This window comes from Taibaiella lutea (genome assembly GCF_008629695.1).
Classification (GTDB): Bacteria; Bacteroidota; Bacteroidia; order Chitinophagales; family Chitinophagaceae; genus Taibaiella; species Taibaiella lutea.
The window spans coordinates 616,743-635,560 of sequence record NZ_VWSH01000004.1 but is presented as its reverse complement, the minus strand read 5'-3'; the positions used below and the strand labels follow the sequence as shown (position 1 = coordinate 635,560).

General features: G+C 38.5%; 19 protein-coding genes and 1 tRNA gene. 5 read left to right on the top strand and 15 right to left on the bottom strand.

Features of this window, described 5'->3' with window-relative positions:
- Positions 1 to 4 precede the first annotated feature (4 nt).
- Positions 5 to 277, bottom strand: coding sequence for a hypothetical protein (locus tag F0919_RS17755; RefSeq protein WP_150034156.1), 273 nt, complete (start codon positions 275 to 277; stop codon positions 5 to 7).
- Between the two features lie 59 nt (positions 278 to 336).
- On the opposite strand from F0919_RS17755, the gene F0919_RS17750 reads away from it, so the two are divergent.
- Positions 337 to 1,125: a hypothetical protein gene (locus tag F0919_RS17750; RefSeq protein ID WP_150034154.1), complete on the top strand. Its 789-nt coding sequence runs from the start codon at positions 337 to 339 to the stop codon at positions 1,123 to 1,125.
- On the opposite strand, the gene F0919_RS17745 is transcribed toward F0919_RS17750, so the two are convergent.
- Positions 1,106 to 1,372 (bottom strand): DUF6965 family protein, encoded by a 267-nt coding sequence (locus tag F0919_RS17745; RefSeq protein WP_150034152.1) that lies wholly within the window; start codon positions 1,370 to 1,372, stop codon positions 1,106 to 1,108. The genes F0919_RS17750 and F0919_RS17745 overlap by 20 nt on opposite strands.
- A 93-nt stretch (positions 1,373 to 1,465) precedes the next feature.
- On the opposite strand from F0919_RS17745, the gene F0919_RS17740 reads away from it, so the two are divergent.
- Positions 1,466 to 1,750 (top strand): hypothetical protein, encoded by a 285-nt coding sequence (locus F0919_RS17740; RefSeq protein WP_150034150.1) that lies wholly within the window; start codon positions 1,466 to 1,468, stop codon positions 1,748 to 1,750.
- Between the two features lie 58 nt (positions 1,751 to 1,808).
- On the opposite strand, the gene F0919_RS17735 is transcribed toward F0919_RS17740, so the two are convergent.
- Together F0919_RS17735 and F0919_RS17730 are read right to left on the bottom strand one after the other, a co-directional pair.
- Positions 1,809 to 3,023: a tyrosine-type recombinase/integrase gene (locus tag F0919_RS17735; RefSeq protein ID WP_150034148.1), complete on the bottom strand. Its 1,215-nt coding sequence runs from the start codon at positions 3,021 to 3,023 to the stop codon at positions 1,809 to 1,811.
- A 94-nt stretch (positions 3,024 to 3,117) separates the two neighbouring features.
- Positions 3,118 to 3,191 (bottom strand) — tRNA-His (locus F0919_RS17730).
- A gap of 102 nt (positions 3,192 to 3,293) precedes the next feature.
- On the opposite strand from F0919_RS17730, the gene F0919_RS17725 reads away from it, so the two are divergent.
- Entirely contained in the window at positions 3,294 to 4,556 is a 1,263-nt protein-coding gene (locus tag F0919_RS17725) for a metallophosphoesterase (RefSeq protein ID WP_150034146.1), read from the top strand.
- 171 nt (positions 4,557 to 4,727) lie between these two features.
- Positions 4,728 to 5,339: an outer membrane beta-barrel protein gene (locus tag F0919_RS17720; protein ID WP_190277427.1), complete on the top strand. Its 612-nt coding sequence runs from the start codon at positions 4,728 to 4,730 to the stop codon at positions 5,337 to 5,339.
- Positions 5,340 to 5,410: 71 nt separating this feature from the next.
- Here the strand turns inward: F0919_RS17720 and F0919_RS17715 are convergent, their stop codons facing one another.
- The 5 genes from F0919_RS17715 to F0919_RS17695 form a co-directional block, all read right to left on the bottom strand.
- Positions 5,411 to 6,538: a cysteine desulfurase family protein gene (locus tag F0919_RS17715; RefSeq protein WP_150034143.1), complete on the bottom strand. Its 1,128-nt coding sequence runs from the start codon at positions 6,536 to 6,538 to the stop codon at positions 5,411 to 5,413.
- Between the two features lie 196 nt (positions 6,539 to 6,734).
- The gene (locus F0919_RS17710) at positions 6,735 to 7,184 is read right to left on the bottom strand and encodes a hypothetical protein (RefSeq protein ID WP_150034141.1); all 450 of its coding nucleotides are present in this window, start codon (positions 7,182 to 7,184) and stop codon (positions 6,735 to 6,737) included.
- Between the two features lie 136 nt (positions 7,185 to 7,320).
- Positions 7,321 to 7,713, bottom strand: a complete 393-nt coding sequence (locus F0919_RS17705; protein ID WP_150034138.1) for a hypothetical protein — start codon at positions 7,711 to 7,713, stop codon at positions 7,321 to 7,323.
- 162 nt (positions 7,714 to 7,875) lie between these two features.
- On the bottom strand, positions 7,876 to 9,507 hold the full coding sequence (locus tag F0919_RS17700) for an ABC-F family ATP-binding cassette domain-containing protein (RefSeq protein WP_150034135.1): 1,632 nt from the start codon (positions 9,505 to 9,507) through the stop codon (positions 7,876 to 7,878).
- Between the two features lie 123 nt (positions 9,508 to 9,630).
- A complete protein-coding gene (locus tag F0919_RS17695) occupies positions 9,631 to 11,106 on the bottom strand; it encodes a carboxypeptidase-like regulatory domain-containing protein (protein ID WP_150034133.1) in 1,476 nt (491 codons plus the stop codon).
- A gap of 186 nt (positions 11,107 to 11,292) precedes the next feature.
- Between F0919_RS17695 and sucD the strand changes: the two genes are divergently transcribed.
- Positions 11,293 to 12,174: a succinate--CoA ligase subunit alpha gene (sucD, locus tag F0919_RS17690; protein WP_150034131.1), complete on the top strand. Its 882-nt coding sequence runs from the start codon at positions 11,293 to 11,295 to the stop codon at positions 12,172 to 12,174.
- Between the two features lie 53 nt (positions 12,175 to 12,227).
- Here sucD and F0919_RS17685 read toward each other — a convergent pair whose 3' ends face one another.
- The 6 genes from F0919_RS17685 to F0919_RS17660 all read right to left on the bottom strand — a co-directional run bounded on the left by F0919_RS17685 (position 12,228) and on the right by F0919_RS17660 (position 18,815).
- A complete protein-coding gene (locus tag F0919_RS17685; protein WP_150034129.1) occupies positions 12,228 to 12,578 on the bottom strand; it encodes a hypothetical protein in 351 nt (116 codons plus the stop codon).
- A 15-nt stretch (positions 12,579 to 12,593) separates the two neighbouring features.
- Positions 12,594 to 13,331 (bottom strand): DNA-formamidopyrimidine glycosylase family protein, encoded by a 738-nt coding sequence (locus F0919_RS17680; protein WP_150034127.1) that lies wholly within the window; start codon positions 13,329 to 13,331, stop codon positions 12,594 to 12,596.
- Positions 13,332 to 13,402: 71 nt separating this feature from the next.
- On the bottom strand, positions 13,403 to 16,084 hold the full coding sequence (gene ligD / locus F0919_RS17675; RefSeq protein ID WP_150034125.1) for a DNA ligase D: 2,682 nt from the start codon (positions 16,082 to 16,084) through the stop codon (positions 13,403 to 13,405).
- Between the two features lie 252 nt (positions 16,085 to 16,336).
- Positions 16,337 to 16,639 carry a thioredoxin gene (gene trxA / locus F0919_RS17670; protein WP_150034123.1) on the bottom strand — a complete coding sequence of 101 codons (303 nt, stop codon included), beginning with the start codon at positions 16,637 to 16,639 and terminating at the stop codon, positions 16,337 to 16,339.
- Positions 16,640 to 16,824: 185 nt separating this feature from the next.
- The gene (locus F0919_RS17665) at positions 16,825 to 17,754 is read right to left on the bottom strand and encodes an alpha/beta hydrolase (protein WP_150034120.1); all 930 of its coding nucleotides are present in this window, start codon (positions 17,752 to 17,754) and stop codon (positions 16,825 to 16,827) included.
- On the bottom strand, positions 17,751 to 18,815 hold the full coding sequence (locus F0919_RS17660) for a cytochrome-c peroxidase (protein WP_150034118.1): 1,065 nt from the start codon (positions 18,813 to 18,815) through the stop codon (positions 17,751 to 17,753). Before F0919_RS17660 ends, F0919_RS17665 begins: the two co-directional genes overlap by 4 nt.
- Positions 18,816 to 18,818 lie beyond the last annotated feature (3 nt).

The window sequence follows — 18,818 nt, the reverse complement described above, 5'->3', positions numbered from 1 at the left end:
AAAATTAGGGGTTAAAATCGTTGTTCTCCAGCATATCTTTCAACCTATCAATCATAGGCTTTAGCCAAAAATCAGGCATATTTGTTTTAATAACTGTAAAGTCCTCTTCCAGAACCGTTTCTTTATCTAAAGAAGTTATATGCCAAGCTTGATCATATTTATCTTTTTCAGAATAGCGGAAATCAAAATACTGGACGTTGCCATTTATCATTATTGGTATAGCTAAAAATTCCATACCCTGAAAACGTACAGAAATTAAGTTTTGTTTACTTGACAAACATAAAATAGAAGAGTGTCAAATAATGGCTTATATTATTAGATTTGTAAAAAAAGGCCATGAAACCCAAAAAAAACAATATTATATTTCAAGCTATCGGAATAGGCGTTTTATTTGCCATTGTTGTTTATACAATACCGGCCCTTATTTCATCCTTGCACATTGCATTTTTACCATCTTATAATAATGATAATTCAAGTAAAATAGGCGATTCAATTGGAGGTATGACAGCCCCAATTATTGGCATAATATCCTCACTTCTTGTATTTTATAGCTTCAGGGAGCAAGTAAAAGCAAATAAATTGGTTCAGGAACAAATAAATGAAGAATCAATAAGCAGAAACTCACAATTTTATTTCGATAAAATAAATCACTACAATAACATTATTACTCAGAAGACATATCCTTTATTTAATAAAGACACTAAAGGTAGTATAGATACTCTTTTAATAAATTTAGCAAGAACCAGAGAAAATATTTTAGGCCATTTAAAGAAAAACAAAGAAGACAATGTGCCCAAAACTGATGAAAAAATAATCAGCTATTATTATCATCCAGGCAAACCAAGCATAGACGATTTGGGAATATTAATTGGATTTGTTTTTCAATACTGTAAGTATTTAAACGAAACAGAATTAAGGATTGATAAGATGAATCCGTTAATAAGTTCTGTATCAGTTTTTAAGGAAGAACTTCAGATGTTTATATCTTCCAACATGCGTAGTATAGACGTGGTATTGGTAAATGTTGAGGAACAAACAGGTAGCGGCGAACTTGGCCAAATAGACCTGATTATTGAAAGGATTAAGTATATAAAATCGTTTTCACCTAAGCAATTGACTGCTTAGGTGCCGTAATTTGATTCCTAACTGCCTGTTCAAGCAGTAGTAAGCGCTTCAAAGGTGGATTAAATGGATGTTGTGGATTAAATGTTGCTGCAGCATTCAATTCCAGCTGTATGAACTTTGGTATATCCTTTACAACCATGCAGCCCTCCCTCCATTCTTTAATAAGTATCGGAGTTGTTTCAAAAAATTCTTTCAATCTGGCTACTTCTGATATCACTTCCGGATTTTGTGGAACTTGCTTTTGCATGTAGCAAAAATAATAAGTTCATTTATGAATTCAATAAGAAGTATTCTAAAAGAATATTTAATAACTAATTAGCTAACTTTGTGAAAAAAGAAAATGCAAAAGACAATTACATACGCAGAGCATGAAATCAAATTGAAAGTTGACTTAAATACCGGCACGAAGATTGTAAACGAGGAAAATGTTTTAACAAGTACATTGTCAGCTCAAATAGATGGGACTGATTTTGTAAGCAAATCTGACTTGTCCGATAATGAGGTTATAGCTGCCATTCCTGCTGTTCAAGCTCAGGCACAGGCAAGAATTGATATCATGGGTACGCCTAATGATTCTCCATTAGCAAACCAATTGATAGAAATGGGATTTGAATTTGAAATTTAAAAATGAGCGGCCTAACCTCAGGTCGCTCATTTTAACACATCATATTATGATTGTAAAATCAGGCAAATGCATTCTTCAGCTCTTTTACAGTTTCCGCCTTTCGTGCTTCAGCTCTTACATCATATACAGTGTCAACCATTTTTGTGGTTGTATGACTATTGTGTTCAGCTGCCTGGTGTTTATTAATCAGATCAACTACTTCGGTTGAGTGCGTATGTTTAAGACTGTAAAAATCTGCCTGCGGCCTTCCGAGTTTATCATTATCTTTAACTAACATCTTCCAAAGTTTATTTATTCTGTCTGTGTTAGCACGTTGTGTTCCAGGTGTAAACCCGAAAGAAAATAAGTAATCATTTTCCTTACACTTAGATATTAACTCATGCCAATAGGGTAGAGCGATGTCCTTTATGACTTTTTCTACAATTTTATTTTGTCCACCCTTTTTTATATTAGCTAAATAAGTCTGATTTTTTAAATCTACATCTTGTATTTTCAGGTTGAATAATTCTGAACTCCTGGCTCCTGAATGGAAGAAAATTTGCATATACCTCCAAAATGGATAATGGGCTTTATAAAGAAATTCGTTTATTTCTTTGCGTTGTGATAGGGTAAGTGTAACTCTTTTATTTTTCGGGCCGGTTTTTAAAATAGCAATATCGTTTACGGGATTTGTCTCAATTGTTTCCATTTGATTTAACTCCTTAAAAAGAGCCTGAATAAGGCTCCTGTATTTATTTGTTCTATCAGGAGACTTATTGCAATTCTGTAAGGCAATCCTAATATGTCTTCGTTTAATATCTTTTATTGCCATTGTATCATATCTCAATTCAATAATTGATTTAGAGAAGTACAGCATCATGCTTTTGTAATCAGCAATTGTGTGAGGTTCTAATTCTGCTTTTTTCTTTTCAAGTGCAGATGTCAACGCATCAAGAATTGGAGTGTCAGGATGAACTTCATAGTCGATTATCTCCTCAATTTCAATTTTCATGAATTGATCCGTGATTGGATTGTAGCCTTTTTCTTTTACTTTAAGCTTTGTAGCTTCAAACACGATCTGAACTGCCTCTTGGCGTTCCTTTAAGTTTTTGAAATAATTAAATCCTTTCTTAACTTGGACTGGCTTACCAGTTGGATATTTGTTGATGAACAAAGGATCGTGGAAAGTGTAATAAATATACCAGTCCTTTGCTGTAGAAGCATTTTTGTTCTTCCAATTTTTGGGATAAATTTTTAATTCGGTGCAGGTACACCCATTGGTTAGCTGTATCATTTTATGCGATTTACTATGCGAATTTTGATACTACCAATTACTAAAGAGAAAGAAAAAAGGTGGAAAGCCGTTGCTACACTTGCTTTCCACCTTGGGAGGATAATGGGTCTCGAACCCACGACCTTCGGAACCACAAACCGACGCTCTAACCAACTGAGCTATATCCTCCGTGTTGGGGTGCAAAGGTAATAACTTCCATTTGATTTTGCCAAAAAAAATGCAATTATTTTTGAGTTATTTTTGATTTCTTTTTCTAAACTATTTTACCACATGCGCAGTAGCACAGGGATTATTATTTCATTGGCAATCTTGGCAATCGTTGAATATTATGGCATCGTAACGCTGAATGTTGCTATGCGTAATCATAACCATATTTTCAGAGTTACGGTCTTTATTTTATATATTTTGCTTACGCTTCTGGCCTGGTTCAGCATCTTCAATTTCAGGACATGGGCCATGGAAACCTGGCATCCCTCGCTACGGGTTTTATTGCTGTCTTTTACATTGGGATTCTTGGCTGCAAAAGTTTTGATGGCGGTTTTTATGCTATTGGACGATTTGCGCAGGCTGATTACATGGATTGTAAGTTGTATCAGCAGCTTCTTTCCGCAAACGCCCAATGAACCGGTTGAAATGCCGAATGGCATTTCCCGCTCTTCCTTTATTGCGCGCATGGCTGTTCTTGCTGCCGGACTGCTTTTTACAGGATTTATTTACGGGCCTAAAAACAGATACCGCTATATTATCAAACGTTATAAAATTCCTCTGGATAAATTGCCGCCGGCCTTTAAAGGTTTAAAAATTGTTCAGATATCGGATATACATTCCGGAAGTTTTGATAATCACGAAGCCGTGAAACACGGGGTTGATATGATTATGCGTGAAAAGGCAGACCTTATATTGTTTACCGGCGATCTGGTAAATAATAAAGCAGAAGAAATAGTGCCTTATAAAGATATATTCAGTAAGCTCAATGCCCCAATGGGCGTATATTCCACCTTAGGCAACCACGATTACGGCGATTATATAGAATGGCCTTCCGCGGAAGCGAAAGTCCGCAATCTCGAAACCCTGAAACAGCATCATGCCGAGATGGGTTGGAAACTGATGATGAATGAACATGTCATTTTTGAAAGAGAACAACAAAAAATTGCTTTAATCGGCGTCGAAAACTGGAGTAATATGGCCAGATTTCCTAAACATGGCGATATGAAGAAAGCAACTGCAGGGCTTGAAGAACAAGATGTTCCTGTTAAGATATTAATGAGCCATGATCCTACACATTGGGATGCTCAGGTGCGGCCTTTATATGGCGATATTGACCTTACATTGGCCGGACATACACATGGTATGCAATTTGGTTTACGTCTGCCCTTTATGCAATGGAGCCCCGTTCAATATGTCTATAAACAATGGGCCGGGCTTTATCAGGAAGGTAAGCAATATCTGAATGTAAACGTTGGCTATGGCTTTTTGGGATATCCCGGCCGGTTGGGAATTTTACCAGAAATTACAGTAATCGAATTGGTATAGCTGAACCTTTATTTGCTTTCATTGTTGATGGTGTGAAACGAAAGATGTCAGGAAGAAATGCTATTTTATTACTAAAGTGTAACATAGCTGTCTGTTAATCGAAGATTGACTGTACCTTGCGCTTCATAACCAAAACCAAACCAAAATATGAAAGCTTTTAAACTAACATTTATGGCAGCTTTGACATGCCTGCTTTTCACAGCCAAATCCAACGCTCAGAAATTATATATAGGTGCCAAAGCAGGTGTAAACCTGAGCAAAACCAGCGGAGATAATCTGGATGGAGATTTTAAAGGATATTTTCTGGGAGGTGCAGTCGTTGGTGTAAAGTTATCTGCAATAAGGGTTCAGGGCGAATTATTGTTTACGCAAACCTCGCTTACTACCGGCGATAATTTCGGAAATGCTTTTGGCAACTACTTAACCACTGCCGGAAAAAACCTTAAGAATGGTACTTTTAAACAAAGCGAAATAGCTGTTCCTGTCACAGTCGGATTTAACCTTATTCCGAAACTGCTTTGGATCTCGGCAGGACCACAATTTTCAGGTGTCGTTTCAACAACCGATGCCAGCGAATTTGTAAAAGATACTAAATCTGTCGTAAAGAAAGGATATGTTTCGGGCGTCGTGGGTGCTGAAGTGCAACTGCCGTTTAAATTGAATGCAGGCGTTCGTTATGTTTTCGGACTTTCGGATATGAATAACGTAGGGGATGTCAGCGATTCCTGGAAATCAAGCCAGGTACAGGTTCACGTAGGAATTACCTTGTTTAACCTGCTGTAAAGAGATTTGCATTATATAAAATAAAGAAGGCTGCGTCACGACGCAGCCTTCTTTATTTATTGTATTTCTTCTCAGATAAATTCTTTTACTTTAGCAACAACAGCATCTACTTCTTCTTTAGTATTATGCCTTGAAAAAGAGAAACGCACAGGAACCTGATTCAGGTTTGTTCCAATGGAATTGATAACGTGGCTGCCCGCATTAGCCCCGCTGCTGCAGGCGCTTCCGCCTGATACGCAAATTCCCGCCATGTCAAGATTGAAAAGAATCATTTCTGTTTTTTCCGTTTTAGGAAAAGCAACATTCAATACCGTATATAAACATCGTCCGTTACAATCGCCGTTGAAACTGATACCTTCGATGTTGGTTTCCAAACGGCTCTTCATGTAATTTTTCAAATCCTGAATGTATGCGCTATCCTGCTCATAACGTGCAGTAGCAATTTCCAACGCTTTTGCAAAACCTATAATACCGTAAAGATTCTCCGTGCCCGCACGCATATTCCTTTCCTGCCCGCCACCGTTAATCATCGGTTTGATACTCACATTTTCATTGACATATAAAATACCGACGCCTTTAGGTCCGTGAAATTTATGGCCTGCCGCCGAAATAAAATGAACATTGATTTCTTTCAGGTTCAAAGGATAATGTCCTACTGTCTGAACCGTATCGCAATGAAAAATAGCATCGTATTCTTTACAAAGCTCACCAACTGCTTTAATGTCCAATAGATTTCCGATTTCATTATTGGCATGCATCAATGTTACCAGACTGCGTTCTGTTGATGCAGCAAGCAAAGCTCTTAAACTTTCCATGTCAACATGCCCTGTCTCGTCCAGTTTTATAAAGCTCAATTTAAGGCCGTCTTGTTTTCCCCAATATTCAACAGAATGCAATGTGGCATGATGTTCAATCGGAGAGCTGATGATATTTTTGCAACCTAAATCACGGATGGCAGCTGTGATTGCAGTATTGCTGCTTTCTGTCCCGCCTGATGTAAAAAATATTTCACCCGGATGCGCGCCCAATATTTTTGCAACCGATTTTCTTGCAGTTTCAATTGCAATTTTCGTTTCTCTCCCATAAGAATAAATGGAAGAAGGGTTTCCGAACTTTTCGGTTAAATAAGGCATCATTACCTCTAATACTTCAGGATCCAAAGCAGTAGTGGCGGCATTGTCGAAATATATTCTTTGCATGAGAACAAAAACTTGTAAATAAATTTATAAAAATGGCAGCCTCACAATAAAACACATTGTTTTTGTCAAAAGGCCCCGCAAAGTTAAATAAATGAAACCAAATTAAATGATGCTATTTGTTCCCGTCAGGATTTAGCAAAAAAGAAAAGCACACCAATTGATGATATGCTTTGGATTATTCATTTGAAACAATACTTTAATTCCTTCTTTTTTTTACATGGCCATCGGTAATTATCATCGCGACTGAATCTTTATTATTTGGTCGTAATTGTGCCTTAAAGATCCACTCATAAAAATTGGTATCATTTCTGTTTATTCTTATAATTTCACCTGATCTTGGATATAAATAACCGTATTTTCCAAATGTTTCAATAGTGCCTCCACCTAATCTATAAGTGTCAATCGGAGGATTCCAGTCAGGAGCATATAGAACGATAATAAGGTCAGCGTTTATTTTTATCTCTGTGGTCCTCCCTTGGTATATCGTCACTTGAGAAGAGTCTAAGACATGCTTAGTCCCATTTATAGTTACAGTGAAATCTTCTAATTTTGGTGCTTCAGGTTTATCATTAGGGGTTTTGGTGCACCCTAATGATAGCAATAAGGCGATTGATAAAGTAATGGTCAAAGGATTTTTTTGAGTCACGTTTTTTAAGATTTAGATATGATTGGAAATGCTTTTATGTGAATTTTTTGCCTTGTTTGGTTACCATTAGCAAGTCCTGAAAGGACGACATAAAACAGGATAGGGTAAAACCCTATCCTATAAAGTTTCAACTAATTTATTGCTTAGTCAATGTAAGTGTCTGCACTTTAGTAGAACCGTCTGTTGATTTCCAAACTTGTTCTTTTCTTTTATCTTCTATGATAAGCCAGCTTTTGGTAAGGTCTGATGTATCTCCTTCAATGCTTATGGTATTTTCATTTATTTTATGCCATTTAAAGGGTGCTTTGTCGGTGTATTCATTTTGAAAAATAGCATATTGAATGTCTTTTACGCCTGTATTGTTTTTGTCGAAAGTGATGGACCCGATATTTGCTACAGAAACGGTTGATTTGCCGGCTTCATTTACTTCGTATTTTTCAATATTCCAGGTTCCGGCCATTCTTGGGGAACAACTTGCAAATAATATAACAGTTCCGGTAATCAATAGATTTTTAGAATAGTTTTTCATAAATTTAGTACGATTTTTTGGTTACGGTTTATATAGCTCAAAAACCGTGCCAGAAATGAATATTCCTCCTTTTTATTTTGACATTAACATATTGTTTGTATTTTTAAATGAAAAAGCCCGCTCAATCAAAGATTAAGCGGGCTTTTATAATAAAGGAATTAATTAAGAAACAGTAACACCGTACATTTCAGCACGTAATTGTTTTACTCTTTCATCAACAATATATTCATCAAAAGGCATTTCCCTGTCTATTAAACCACCCGGAGTTATTTCCAGGATTCTGTCACAAACAGTTTGCGTCAATTCATGATCTCGTGAAGTAAAGATAATAGTGCCCCTGAAATCTTTCATGCCATTGTTCAACGCGGTAATCGATTCAAGGTCAAGGTGGTTGGTCGGTTCGTCAAATGTTAGTACGTTACCTTTCTGCATCATCATACGACTCAACATACAACGTACTTTCTCTCCTCCACTCAAAACATTACATTGTTTTAAAGTTTCCTCACCACTAAACAACATTCTGCCGAGGAAACCACGGATGAAAGTTTCATCCTTCTCTTCGGAATATTGACGCAACCAGTCAACAAGGTTCAGATTTACATTTTCGAAATACTCCACGTTTTCTGCCGGTAAATAAGCAGAAATAGTTGTTACGCCCCATTTAAACTCACCTTCAAAGTCTTTATCCTCTCCGTTGATGATTTTATAGAACGCTGTCGTTGCCAGACTGTTTTCAGAAATAACGGTTACCTTTTGTCCGCGTTTCAGATCAAAATTGATGTCTTTGAAAAGCACTTGGCCATTCAGCGTTTTACCCAAACCTTTTACTTCCAGAATCTGATCGCCCGCTTCCCTTATTTGATTATTGAAAAGGATGGCAGGGTATTTACGGTTGGAAGCCTGCATATCATCCAGATTGATTTTGTCCAATGCTTTCTTACGGCTGGTTGCCTGTTTGGACTTGGATGCATTTGCAGAGAAACGTGCAATGAACTCTTTCAGTTCTGCAATCTTATCTTCCTTCTTCTTATTTTGATCCGAACGTTGTTTCAGCAACAACTGACTTGATTCATACCAGAAAGTATAGTTACCCGTGAAGATATTGATCTTACCAAAGTCGATATCAGCAACGTGTGTACAAACCGTATCGAGGAAGTGACGATCATGCGAAACGACCAAAACAACTTTATCATAATCCGCAAGGAAGTTTTCCAGCCAGCCGATGGTCTGTAAATCCAGATCATTGGTAGGCTCATCCAGCAGCAGAATATCCGGATTGCCGAAAAGCGCCTGTGCCAATAACACACGTACTTTTTCGTTACCATCCAGATCTTTTACATTCATGTAATGCTTGTCTTCCTTAACACCAAGACTGCTTAAAAGCGTTGCGGCATCACTTTCCGCGTTCCATCCTTCCATCTCGCCAAAAGTGGCTTCCAGTTCTCCCGCACGCATACCATCTTCTTCCGTAAAGTCCTCTTTGGCATACAAAGCATCTTTTTCCTGCATGATTTTATACAGAACCTCATTGCCCATAATAACCGTCTGCAAAACCTGCACATCATCATATTTATGATGCTCCTGTTTCAAAACACTCATACGTTGCCCTTTGGGAATCTCAACCTTACCTGTAGTAGGTTCGATATCGCCCGAAAGAATTTTGATAAACGTAGATTTGCCCGCCCCGTTAGCGCCAATGATACCGTAACAATTCCCCTCTGTAAACTTCAGGTTTACATCCTCAAACAAAACACGCTTGCCGTAACGAAGCGATAAATTATTTACACTAATCATATTGAAAAAATACTGTAGAAATTAAAATGAAGGCGTAATTGGTACGCCATTTTCAGGGCGCAAAAGTACGAATATTATAGCTAATATTTTTAAAATTCTATCGTTGATAAAACCCGGCACATTTTACCGCTTATAGTCCAGAGGCAACAGCTTGTCTATCTTTTCATAAGCCCAATATTTCTCCATAAATAAATTGTAAGGATCATAATAATTGCCATTTGGTAAGATATAAATACCGTCCTGATTCCTGATGCTGATAATACTTTCCTGGTTGTCGGGTTTTTTATTGCTTTTAGAAGATTGGAAACCAATATATTCAGGTTCTTCTTGCTCTCCCAAATAGGTGATTTGCAGGAAATCTTTAAATTTAAAATTGACTCCGGCATTTGCATTTCTCGTTACAAAACTGTCTGTCGGCATTTTTTCGCGCCATAATACCTGATAAAGTACATTGGTTCTTTTAGGAAGCGGCACAGGCGAGCCGTCTTTATTGGTAAGCTTTATTTTAGAAGCCGCCATTTTTAGTGCAATGGAATCTACCGGCGTAAAGTTGAAATCGAAATATTGTATCCATATTTCATTATGTTGGTGCGGATTTTTTTTGATAACAAGCTTTTTGTTTACAAGGGAGTCGTCATCCGTACCATTAATTGTTACAGGCATCAGGGCCGCCGGGTCTTTACTCCAGTTTGTAATTAAGGTGGACCATATAGGGACTTCATTTTTACCGTAATTCAGATAAAGTTTAACCATACGGAGAATGAGAGAATCGGTTATGGCATTAAATGTATCCGTCTTGATAGGAACATACCTGCCATATTCCTGTGCGGTAACCCTTTTCAATAACCTTATTTCAAAACTATCCTCATAAACAGAATTATGGTAAACCGAACGCATGAAATGTTGTATGGAGCCACGATAAGCCGATTCGCGGTTGCTTTCCCAGCGTTCATTTGCTTTCTTTTTTCTCGATTCCAAAGCTTCAAATTGTGAATAACCTTTGAAAAACAATTTATGCTTCAGGTAATCTTTTTCGTAATCTTCCAGCCAATAAGTAATTAAATAGCCTGTAGCTTTATTTTTTATCATTAAAGGTTTTCGGGCTGTAACCAACAGTGTATGATTGGCCTTGTCATCCCTAAACTCAATCACTTCCTTATTCAGAATTTCACACTCTTTTGCAAAAGCAGAATAACCTATAAAATCTTTTGTAAACTCCTCGCCATATCTTGCCCAGCCATCTTTTTCGGGGCTGAGAATAACCACTTCGTTTAAATTCTGAATCTTTGGCTCCAATGCTATTTTTATTTCATCGCTTTGCTGTGCCGTTACATTATAAGTTGCTGTTTTATAACCAATTGAAGAAATAATAATCTGATAAGGCGGTACAGGAAAATTTACCATCTCAAAATGCCCGTTCTGATTGGCTTTACATCCGTAAGTCGTATTATTGATATAAACAGATGCTCCGGCAATCGCTTGATGAGTGCCTTTATCTGTTACAGTGCCTTTTAATTGTGCATTTGTATTTACACACAGTAAGAATAATGGTAATGTAAAAATGATAACCCTTAACAGATAATTGGAGCCGGTATTCATTAACAGTTATTATTGTATGGTTTATTGAGAAATTGCTGTGAATGTAATAAATTAATTGATTGTTGAATTCCCCGGCAATCCATTTATAATTTCTCCCTTGCCTATTTCCCATCTTATTGTATATTTGCGCCAATTTCGTACGAACCGGAAGGAAAAAACACAATATTAAATCTCAAAACATAGACAATGGCTGTATTAGTCAATAAAAATTCCAAAGTAATTGTACAAGGGTTTACCGGTACTGAAGGCACATTCCATGCTACGCAAATGATTGAATACGGTACGAACGTTGTTGGTGGTGTAACGCCGGGCAAAGGTGGTTCTACCCATTTGGATCGTCCTGTATTTAACACAGTAAAAGATGCTGTTGTTAAGGCCGGAGCTGATACTTCCATCATCTTTGTTCCGCCTGCTTTTGCTGCCGATGCTATTATGGAAGCTTCTGATGCAGGTATCAAAGTAATTATTTGTATTACGGAAGGTATTCCGGTTCAGGATATGGTTAAAGCACGTGAATATATCAAAGGTCGTGAGTGCCGTTTAATCGGTCCGAATTGCCCTGGTGTTATCACTGCGGGTGAAGCTAAAGTCGGCATCATGCCGGGTTTTGTATTTACTCCGGGCCGTATCGGTATCGTTTCCAAATCAGGTACATTGACTTATGAAGCTGCTGACCAAAGCGTAAAAGCAGGTTTGGGTATTTCCACAGCTATCGGTATCGGTGGAGATCCGATTATCGGAACAACTACTAAAGAAGCCGTTGAAATGTTGATGAACGATCCGGAAACAGATGGTATCATTATGATTGGTGAAATTGGCGGTAACATGGAAGCGGAAGCTGCTATGTGGCTGAAAGATAATATGCGTAAACCTGTTGTTGGTTTCATCGCGGGACAAACAGCTCCTCCGGGCCGCCGTATGGGTCATGCCGGTGCCATTGTTGGTGGTGCGGATGATACTGCTGCTGCAAAAATGAAAATCATGGGTGAATGTGGTATCCACGTTGTAGCAAGCCCTGCTGATATCGGTAAAACTATGGCTGCTGTGTTAAATGGTGTACCGGCTTAATTTTTAGTTCAGATTATTTCTTTTTATAGTAAAGCCTGCAAAATTTGCAGGCTTTACGCTTTTATATTCTTATCATAATAGTAGTTCATCCATTCTCCAAAACAATTTAACCATGCTCCGAAACGGTTCATCCATGCTTCAGAACGATTTATCCGTTCTTTGAAACGATTCAGCAATGCTTCAGAACGGTTCAGCCGTTCCTTGAAACGATTCATCCATGCTTTAGAACGACTTAGCCGTTCTTTGAAACAATTCATCCATGTTCCAAAACGATTCAGCCATGTTCCGAAACGATTTAGCCATGCTTCAGAACGATTTATCCGCTCTTTGAAACGGTTTATCCATGCTCCAGAACGACTCAGCCATACTTTGAAACGATTTAGCCGTTCTTTAAAACAATTCAACCATCCCCCAAATCTCTATGTATATTCTTTTTGGCAATTGTCGCAAAAGAAGCTTCGCCTTTTTGTTTTCCCTGTATGTTGTTTCTTTAGGGGGATATCGCAACGCGGACAGATTTTCTGGTTATAAGCCAGCCAATGTTTGCTCAATGTATATTCCTTTTTCCATTTCAGGAAATCAAAGCTATAATCCCTTGTCTGCTTAATCATTGCCTTCAATCTGGCCGGCGGTATTTTCCCTATGATACTCAGCGGATGAATTTTCGTCATGAACAATACTTCGTTTTTAATGATATTGCCACTACCCGAAAATATATCCTGCTGCAGCAATGCATCACAGGCAAACATATCCGGATGCTCTTTCAGGTGGGCAAGTGCCTGAGTAGGTTTCCAATGTTCAGACATGATGTCTCTGCTCCAGTCGTAATTCTCGTCTGCGGTTCCTTCCAGCAATTTTACTGAGCAAGTGTAAAAGTTAAGTTCGGCATCTTTGAATTGAAGACTTAATCTTGGTGTTGTTTCCTTTCGCTCATTGATGCGGTAAGTGCCAAACATCATCAGATGTATTCTTAGCGTAAAATCTTTGAAGCAAACAAGAAAATGTTTACCCCAGGAACGTATATCCGTAACTTTCTGATGCAATAATCTTTCTTTGTCTATTTTAGCATTGCCTTCCACATGCAGAATTTTCTTCCCCTTCAGGTGCAATGCTTCCACAGCCTCTCTCATAATTACAATCGATGGTCCTTCGGGCATGGTTCTAATGTTTAAATGGTTTTATGTTTGAATTGTAGAATTGTTGTATGGTTGAATCCGCAATCTCTGTATCATAACGACAGCGCATTACTTATAGCTTTTTCCATATCAATGCCCTTACCCAATACAGGCTTGAAAATATCGCCCATGCTTTGCGCTCTTTCCAATGCGTTGAAAATATGGAAGTCCGTCATTTTAAGTCCTTTCTTTACTTCTTCCCATTGCAGTGGCATCGATACCGTTGCTCCCGGTTTTGGCCTGCAGGAGTAGGGCGCTGCCAGCGTAGCCTGGTTCCTGTTCTGAAGAAAATCAAGATACATCTTGCCTTTGCGCGACCGTACATTACGTTCAAGGCTGGTAAATTTTGGTAACTCTTTATGTACAAGCGTTACGATGATCCTCGCAAATTCTTTGCTTTGGTCATAAGTATATTTCGCGCCGAGGGGTATATAAATATGGATACCCGTTGAGCCACTTGTCTTTACATAATTGTCAACCTTCAAATCGTCCAGTATGCGGTGTGTTACCTGTGCCGCTTCAATTACATCATCAAATGAATTTTTGTCAGGATCCAGGTCAATCACACACCAGGTAGGGTATTCAGGTTTTTTTACAGTACTGCTCCAGGGATGTATTTCGATGCAGCCCAGCGAAGCCATGTACAGTAACGTTGCTTCATCATTGCAAAGCAAAAAGTTCTTGTCCTTGTTGTCTCCCTCGCTCTGGTACCCGAATGTCTTCATCCATTCGGGTACTTTACCTGTTACATCTTTCTGGTAAAAACTTTCGCCTGTAATACCATTCGGATAACGGTTCAACGATTGCGGCCTTTCTTTCAGGTAGGGCAGGATATAAGATGCTATGTCATGATAATAATTGATAAGGTCGCGTTTCGTTATTTTTTCTTTCGGCCAGTATATCTTGTTGAGATTGGTAAAAGTCAGTTGATGCCGGTTAACTGTTTTTATAACGCTTTCTGTATCCGAAGTTTCAATGAATGGTTTTCCAGTTTTGGATTTAACAGGTTTTGTTTGCTTGTCTGCCGCTTTGGTTACCGGTTTTGTTTTGGAATGCAAAACTTCTTTTGTGTGTGCAGCTTTTTCCAGCTTTACTTCCTTTGCTTTTTTATCTTCTCTTAGTCCCATAAATGCAGGATGCCGCATCACATTATCTTTGGTCATTTCGGTAAAGGCTACTTCTGCAATAAGCTGTGGCTTCAGCCATGTGGTTGTTGCAATATGTGGTTTGGTGTAAAAATTATAACCGTGGGTTTTTTCCCTTTCTTCAAAAGGGCTTTTGTCGGTAACAAGGGCATTCATTTTTTCAAGCAGCTCTTTCTGCATCTTAATACTGAAACCCGTTCCCACTTTGCCCGTATATATAAATTTCCCGTTCTGAAATACGCCCATCAGTAAGGCGCTGAATGGTTTGCTCGTATCTGCATTTTTAGTGAAGCCTCCAATCACCATTTCCTGCCTGTTATTGTCCTTTATTTTAAGCCATTCCTTGCTTCTGTAATCTGTTTTGTAAAGGCTGTCAGCCTTTTTTGCCATAATGCCTTCCAGCCCTTTTTGCTTTACCTGTTGTAATAATTCTTTTGCACTTGTCTTAAAATCATCACTGAATTGTATGACGGTATCATCCGGCATTATGGATTTAAGTATAGCTCTTCTTTCATTCAGCGGCAATGCGGTCAGGTCTTTTCCCTCAAACCACAGAATATCAAAGACGTAATAGACCAATGTGCCTTCTTCCTCTTTCCCCCAGCTCTGCAATGCTTCAAAATCAGGAATGCCTTTGTTGTTCAATACCACAATTTCGCCGTCCACAATGGCATTCACATTCCATTGCTGTAACGCATCATATACATCGCCAAACTTTTCTTCAAACGAAACATTGTTTCTTGATTTGAGCACCACTTTTCCTTTGTTCATAAAAGCGACGGCCCGGTACCCGTCCCATTTTATCTCGTATATCCAGCCTTCTTCTTCAAATGGCTTATCGACCAATGTTGCCAGCATCGGACTGGCTATAGTGTAAAATGCTTTTCTTTTGCCTTGAGCTGCTATGGCGGTTGCATCAGCTTCATTGTCTTCTTCTCCTGCCGTTTCTTCTTCTTTTGTTTTTGCTGCTTTTTTGGCTTTGCCCGCTGTTTTTTTGGGCGTATATATTTTATCAGGTTGCTTTGCCATCTGTGCAATAGACTTTTTGGAAATAACCGATTTGTCTTTCGTAGTTATATCCGTTTCTCCTGCGTATTTGTCGTTATGTTTAATAAGCAACCATGCATTATCGGCCATGCCTTTGGTCTTTACCAATGCGAATTCGCCTTTCAGCTTCTTGCCATGCAGATTGATTTTTAATGAACCGGCTTTTAATTCTTTCAGCAATTCCTTTTCCTGTGCCCTCTTTCCTGTTATTTTTTCAATAGGTTCATAATAGCCCTCATCCCATACAATGACAGTGCCTGCGCCATAGTTGCCTTCGGGTATAGTTCCTTCAAATGTTCTGTAATCATAAGGATGGTCTTCCACCATCATAGCAAGCCTTTTTACGGTCGGGTTGATAGAAGGCCCTTTAGGAACGGCCCAGCTTTTAAGTACCCCTTCCATTTCCAATCTGAAATCATAATGCAGATGCGATGCGTCGTGTTTTTGTATCACAAAGCGTAGCGCAGTTCCGGCGGCAAGGCCGCCTTTGGGCTCGGGCGTTTCGTCAAAGCTTCTCTTCTGGTTGTATTTAGCTAAACTCATATCTGTTTAATTATGCTGTCGTAAATGAAAACATCAGAATGAGTTTGTTGTTCAATCGGGCGCAGAATAAGCTATAATCAGAAGAGATTATAGTTAGATATTAACAGGAAAATATCATGTCGTGTTTTAATAACAGCGGGCCTGTACACTTGTAGCAGGGAACTCTATGATTTTAAATAGTGTGGAGAAACCCTGAAAGGGTGAAATATAATAGCGATGTGTTTTCAACCATCGTTAAGATGGTTGAAAACACTACAGAGAAGTATATTGCCTGATAATTTTTTCCAGTTGAGCGGCCGGAACAACACCTGCTTGTTGCCAGAGTAATTTTCCCTCTTTAAAAAGCAAAAGCGCGGGAACGCCTTGCACCTGATAAGAAGCAGCCGTAGCGGGATTTTTATCTACATCAATCTTGATGATGCTTATAGAATCACCCATACGCTTTTTAAGGTCTGATAAAATGGGCGACATCATTTTACATGGTCCGCACCAGGTAGCAAAGAAATCAACCAACACGGGTTTCTCAAGTTGTATCAATTCGGAAAAAGGTAACATAACCGTTCATTTTTGATAGCTACAAAAATAACGGTTTTATGTTCACTCTGCTTTTACTAAACAGTCTTTTAATTGTTCAAAAATTCTATCACTGTGAGGGTATCTCACCCGCCATATAATGATAACATCTGTCATAATGCAGATTGAGACATTCATTGCACCATTGCATGAGATAGAGTGTCATATTATTTACAGACGTCTAAAAATTTCTCCACCGTTTCCATCCATTCATTTTTGTAATCATTCAGATAGCTTTCATGACCCGATAAGGGGAAGGTTTTAAGCGTTTTGATACAAGGTAAATTCCGATAAATGTTTTCTATCTCAAAACGCTTTACTCTGTCATCCTTTTCACCGAACAGTAATAGGGTGGGGGCTTGTATTTTTCCGGCATAAGTTTCAGGATTATGCGAAAATGCATTGAACCCGTTTTCTACACCACCCCAGAAAGTAAGCATATCGCCCAAAGGAAAATAAGGCATATGCATCATTTCAAATCTGTTTCTTACAGTCTGACGCATTGTACCAAATGGACATTCCAATATAATTCCTTTTACTGGTAAAGGTTCTAAATATTCGGCTCTCATTACCGCTGCTGCGCCCATTGATGTACCTAACAGATAAATGTTTTTAATGCCTTTTTGCTGAATGTAATTAACGCAGGTTTTCACATTTTCCGCTTCTTTATAGCCAATAGTACATTGATTGCCTTCTGATTTTGATGCACCCATAAAATCAGGCAACATTACATCATATCCCATATCAAGCAAAACATAAGCCCTGTCAAGCATATTTGATTTTTCTCCCCCATAACCATGAAACAAAATTATAGTGCCCTTGCTTTTCCGGGCAGTTTGCATTTGCCATGCATCAATAATAACATTGCTTTTTAAATGGATAGTTGTGAATGGTACTTTCGGAACAATTTTTGTTTCCGGTCTTGGAAGCGATACACCGGTAAACAGCATTCCTATTTTATCAAGAAATCCGATATTATTTGCATCTGTTCTTTGTTTTACGGATGTGCTGAAATGCGTGAATTTATAGGCATGAAACATAGCCATTATATTCACAATGATAAAGAGTGCAAGAATTAATTTTAATACTTTTTTCATTTCACATTAGGATCGCTGAAAGCTTTGTTTTTTATAAAAGAAGAATCCGTCAAAGTATTCAGGAATGCAACCAAATCTTCCTTTTGTTCTTTCGTCAGTCTCAAGCCTCTTTTTAATGGAATAATATGTTCGTCAAGATTAGGGCTTTCCGGATGAATGCCTTCACTGTAGAAATCTATTACTTCGCTCAGCGTTTTATATCGCCCGTCGTGCATGTATGGCGCGGTCAGTGCAATATTTCTTAAAGAAGGTACTTTCATTCGTCCCCGGTCAGTTTCCTTTCCTGTTGTATTGTACAGGCCGGGAAAGGGTAGCGTATCCAGGCCGTTATTTCTGAAATAATTGTCTGTCAACAGAACATCGCTATGGCAATGATTACAGCTTCCGAAACCAAAGAAGATGTCAAGCCCTCGTTCTTCTTTCGGAGTCAGTGCATCTGCCTGCCCTTCAAAATAATATTTATCGAAACGTGTGTTGAAAGAAAGAAGCGTTAATTCAAATTGTGTAATAGCTTTTAATACCATGCCGCTGTTAATGGTGTCGGTTCCGAATACTTTTTTGAACATTGCCGGATATTTGGGATCTTGCTGTAGCTTCGACAAAACCTGTCCCCATGTCGCAGCCATTTCAATTCTGTTAATAACGGGATCGTGCGCCTGTTCTATCAAAGAAGAAGCCCGTCCGTTCCAGAAGTATTTGCGTGCCCAACCCAAATTAAATAAAGGCATGGTGCTGATAATGCCCACACTATCGCCCATTCCCAGGCTCAACGCTTTGTTATCCGCAAAAGCAAATTGCTGTTTATGGCAGGAGCCGCAACTAATGGTATTATTACCGCTTAGTTTTTTTTCATAAAACAATTTACGACCTAATGCAATGCCTTCAACCGTTAAAGGATTGTCAGGATCCAAGGGCATTTTATCAAAATAATCGCCGACAAAAGAAGGTAGGGGCAATGTGTATGGAGTAAGAGCTGCAACTTTTTTTTTATTGTTTTTTCCTGTCAATGATGCAACGAAAAGCAGGCAGATTAAGGTTCCTATAACTTTTACTTTGTTCATATA

Bases quoted from the DNA above. Each gene is read 5' to 3' on its own strand.
- F0919_RS17750 (WP_150034154.1), top strand. From the start codon at position 337: ATGAAACCCAAAAAAAACAATATTATATTTCAAGCTATCGGAATAGGC.
- F0919_RS17745 (WP_150034152.1), bottom strand. From the start codon at position 1,372: ATGCAAAAGCAAGTTCCACAAAATCCGGAAGTGATATCAGAAGTAGCC.
- F0919_RS17740 (WP_150034150.1), top strand. From the start codon at position 1,466: ATGCAAAAGACAATTACATACGCAGAGCATGAAATCAAATTGAAAGTT.
- F0919_RS17735 (WP_150034148.1), bottom strand. From the start codon at position 3,023: ATGATACAGCTAACCAATGGGTGTACCTGCACCGAATTAAAAATTTAT.
- F0919_RS17725 (WP_150034146.1), top strand. From the start codon at position 3,294: ATGCGCAGTAGCACAGGGATTATTATTTCATTGGCAATCTTGGCAATC.
- F0919_RS17720 (WP_190277427.1), top strand. From the start codon at position 4,728: ATGGCAGCTTTGACATGCCTGCTTTTCACAGCCAAATCCAACGCTCAG.
- F0919_RS17715 (WP_150034143.1), bottom strand. From the start codon at position 6,538: ATGCAAAGAATATATTTCGACAATGCCGCCACTACTGCTTTGGATCCT.
- F0919_RS17705 (WP_150034138.1), bottom strand. From the start codon at position 7,713: ATGAAAAACTATTCTAAAAATCTATTGATTACCGGAACTGTTATATTA.
- F0919_RS17700 (WP_150034135.1), bottom strand. From the start codon at position 9,507: ATGATTAGTGTAAATAATTTATCGCTTCGTTACGGCAAGCGTGTTTTG.
- F0919_RS17695 (WP_150034133.1), bottom strand. From the start codon at position 11,106: ATGAATACCGGCTCCAATTATCTGTTAAGGGTTATCATTTTTACATTA.
- sucD (WP_150034131.1), top strand. From the start codon at position 11,293: ATGGCTGTATTAGTCAATAAAAATTCCAAAGTAATTGTACAAGGGTTT.
- F0919_RS17680 (WP_150034127.1), bottom strand. From the start codon at position 13,331: ATGCCCGAAGGACCATCGATTGTAATTATGAGAGAGGCTGTGGAAGCA.
- ligD (WP_150034125.1), bottom strand. From the start codon at position 16,084: ATGAGTTTAGCTAAATACAACCAGAAGAGAAGCTTTGACGAAACGCCC.
- trxA (WP_150034123.1), bottom strand. From the start codon at position 16,639: ATGTTACCTTTTTCCGAATTGATACAACTTGAGAAACCCGTGTTGGTT.
- F0919_RS17665 (WP_150034120.1), bottom strand. From the start codon at position 17,754: ATGAAAAAAGTATTAAAATTAATTCTTGCACTCTTTATCATTGTGAAT.
- F0919_RS17660 (WP_150034118.1), bottom strand. From the start codon at position 18,815: ATGAACAAAGTAAAAGTTATAGGAACCTTAATCTGCCTGCTTTTCGTT.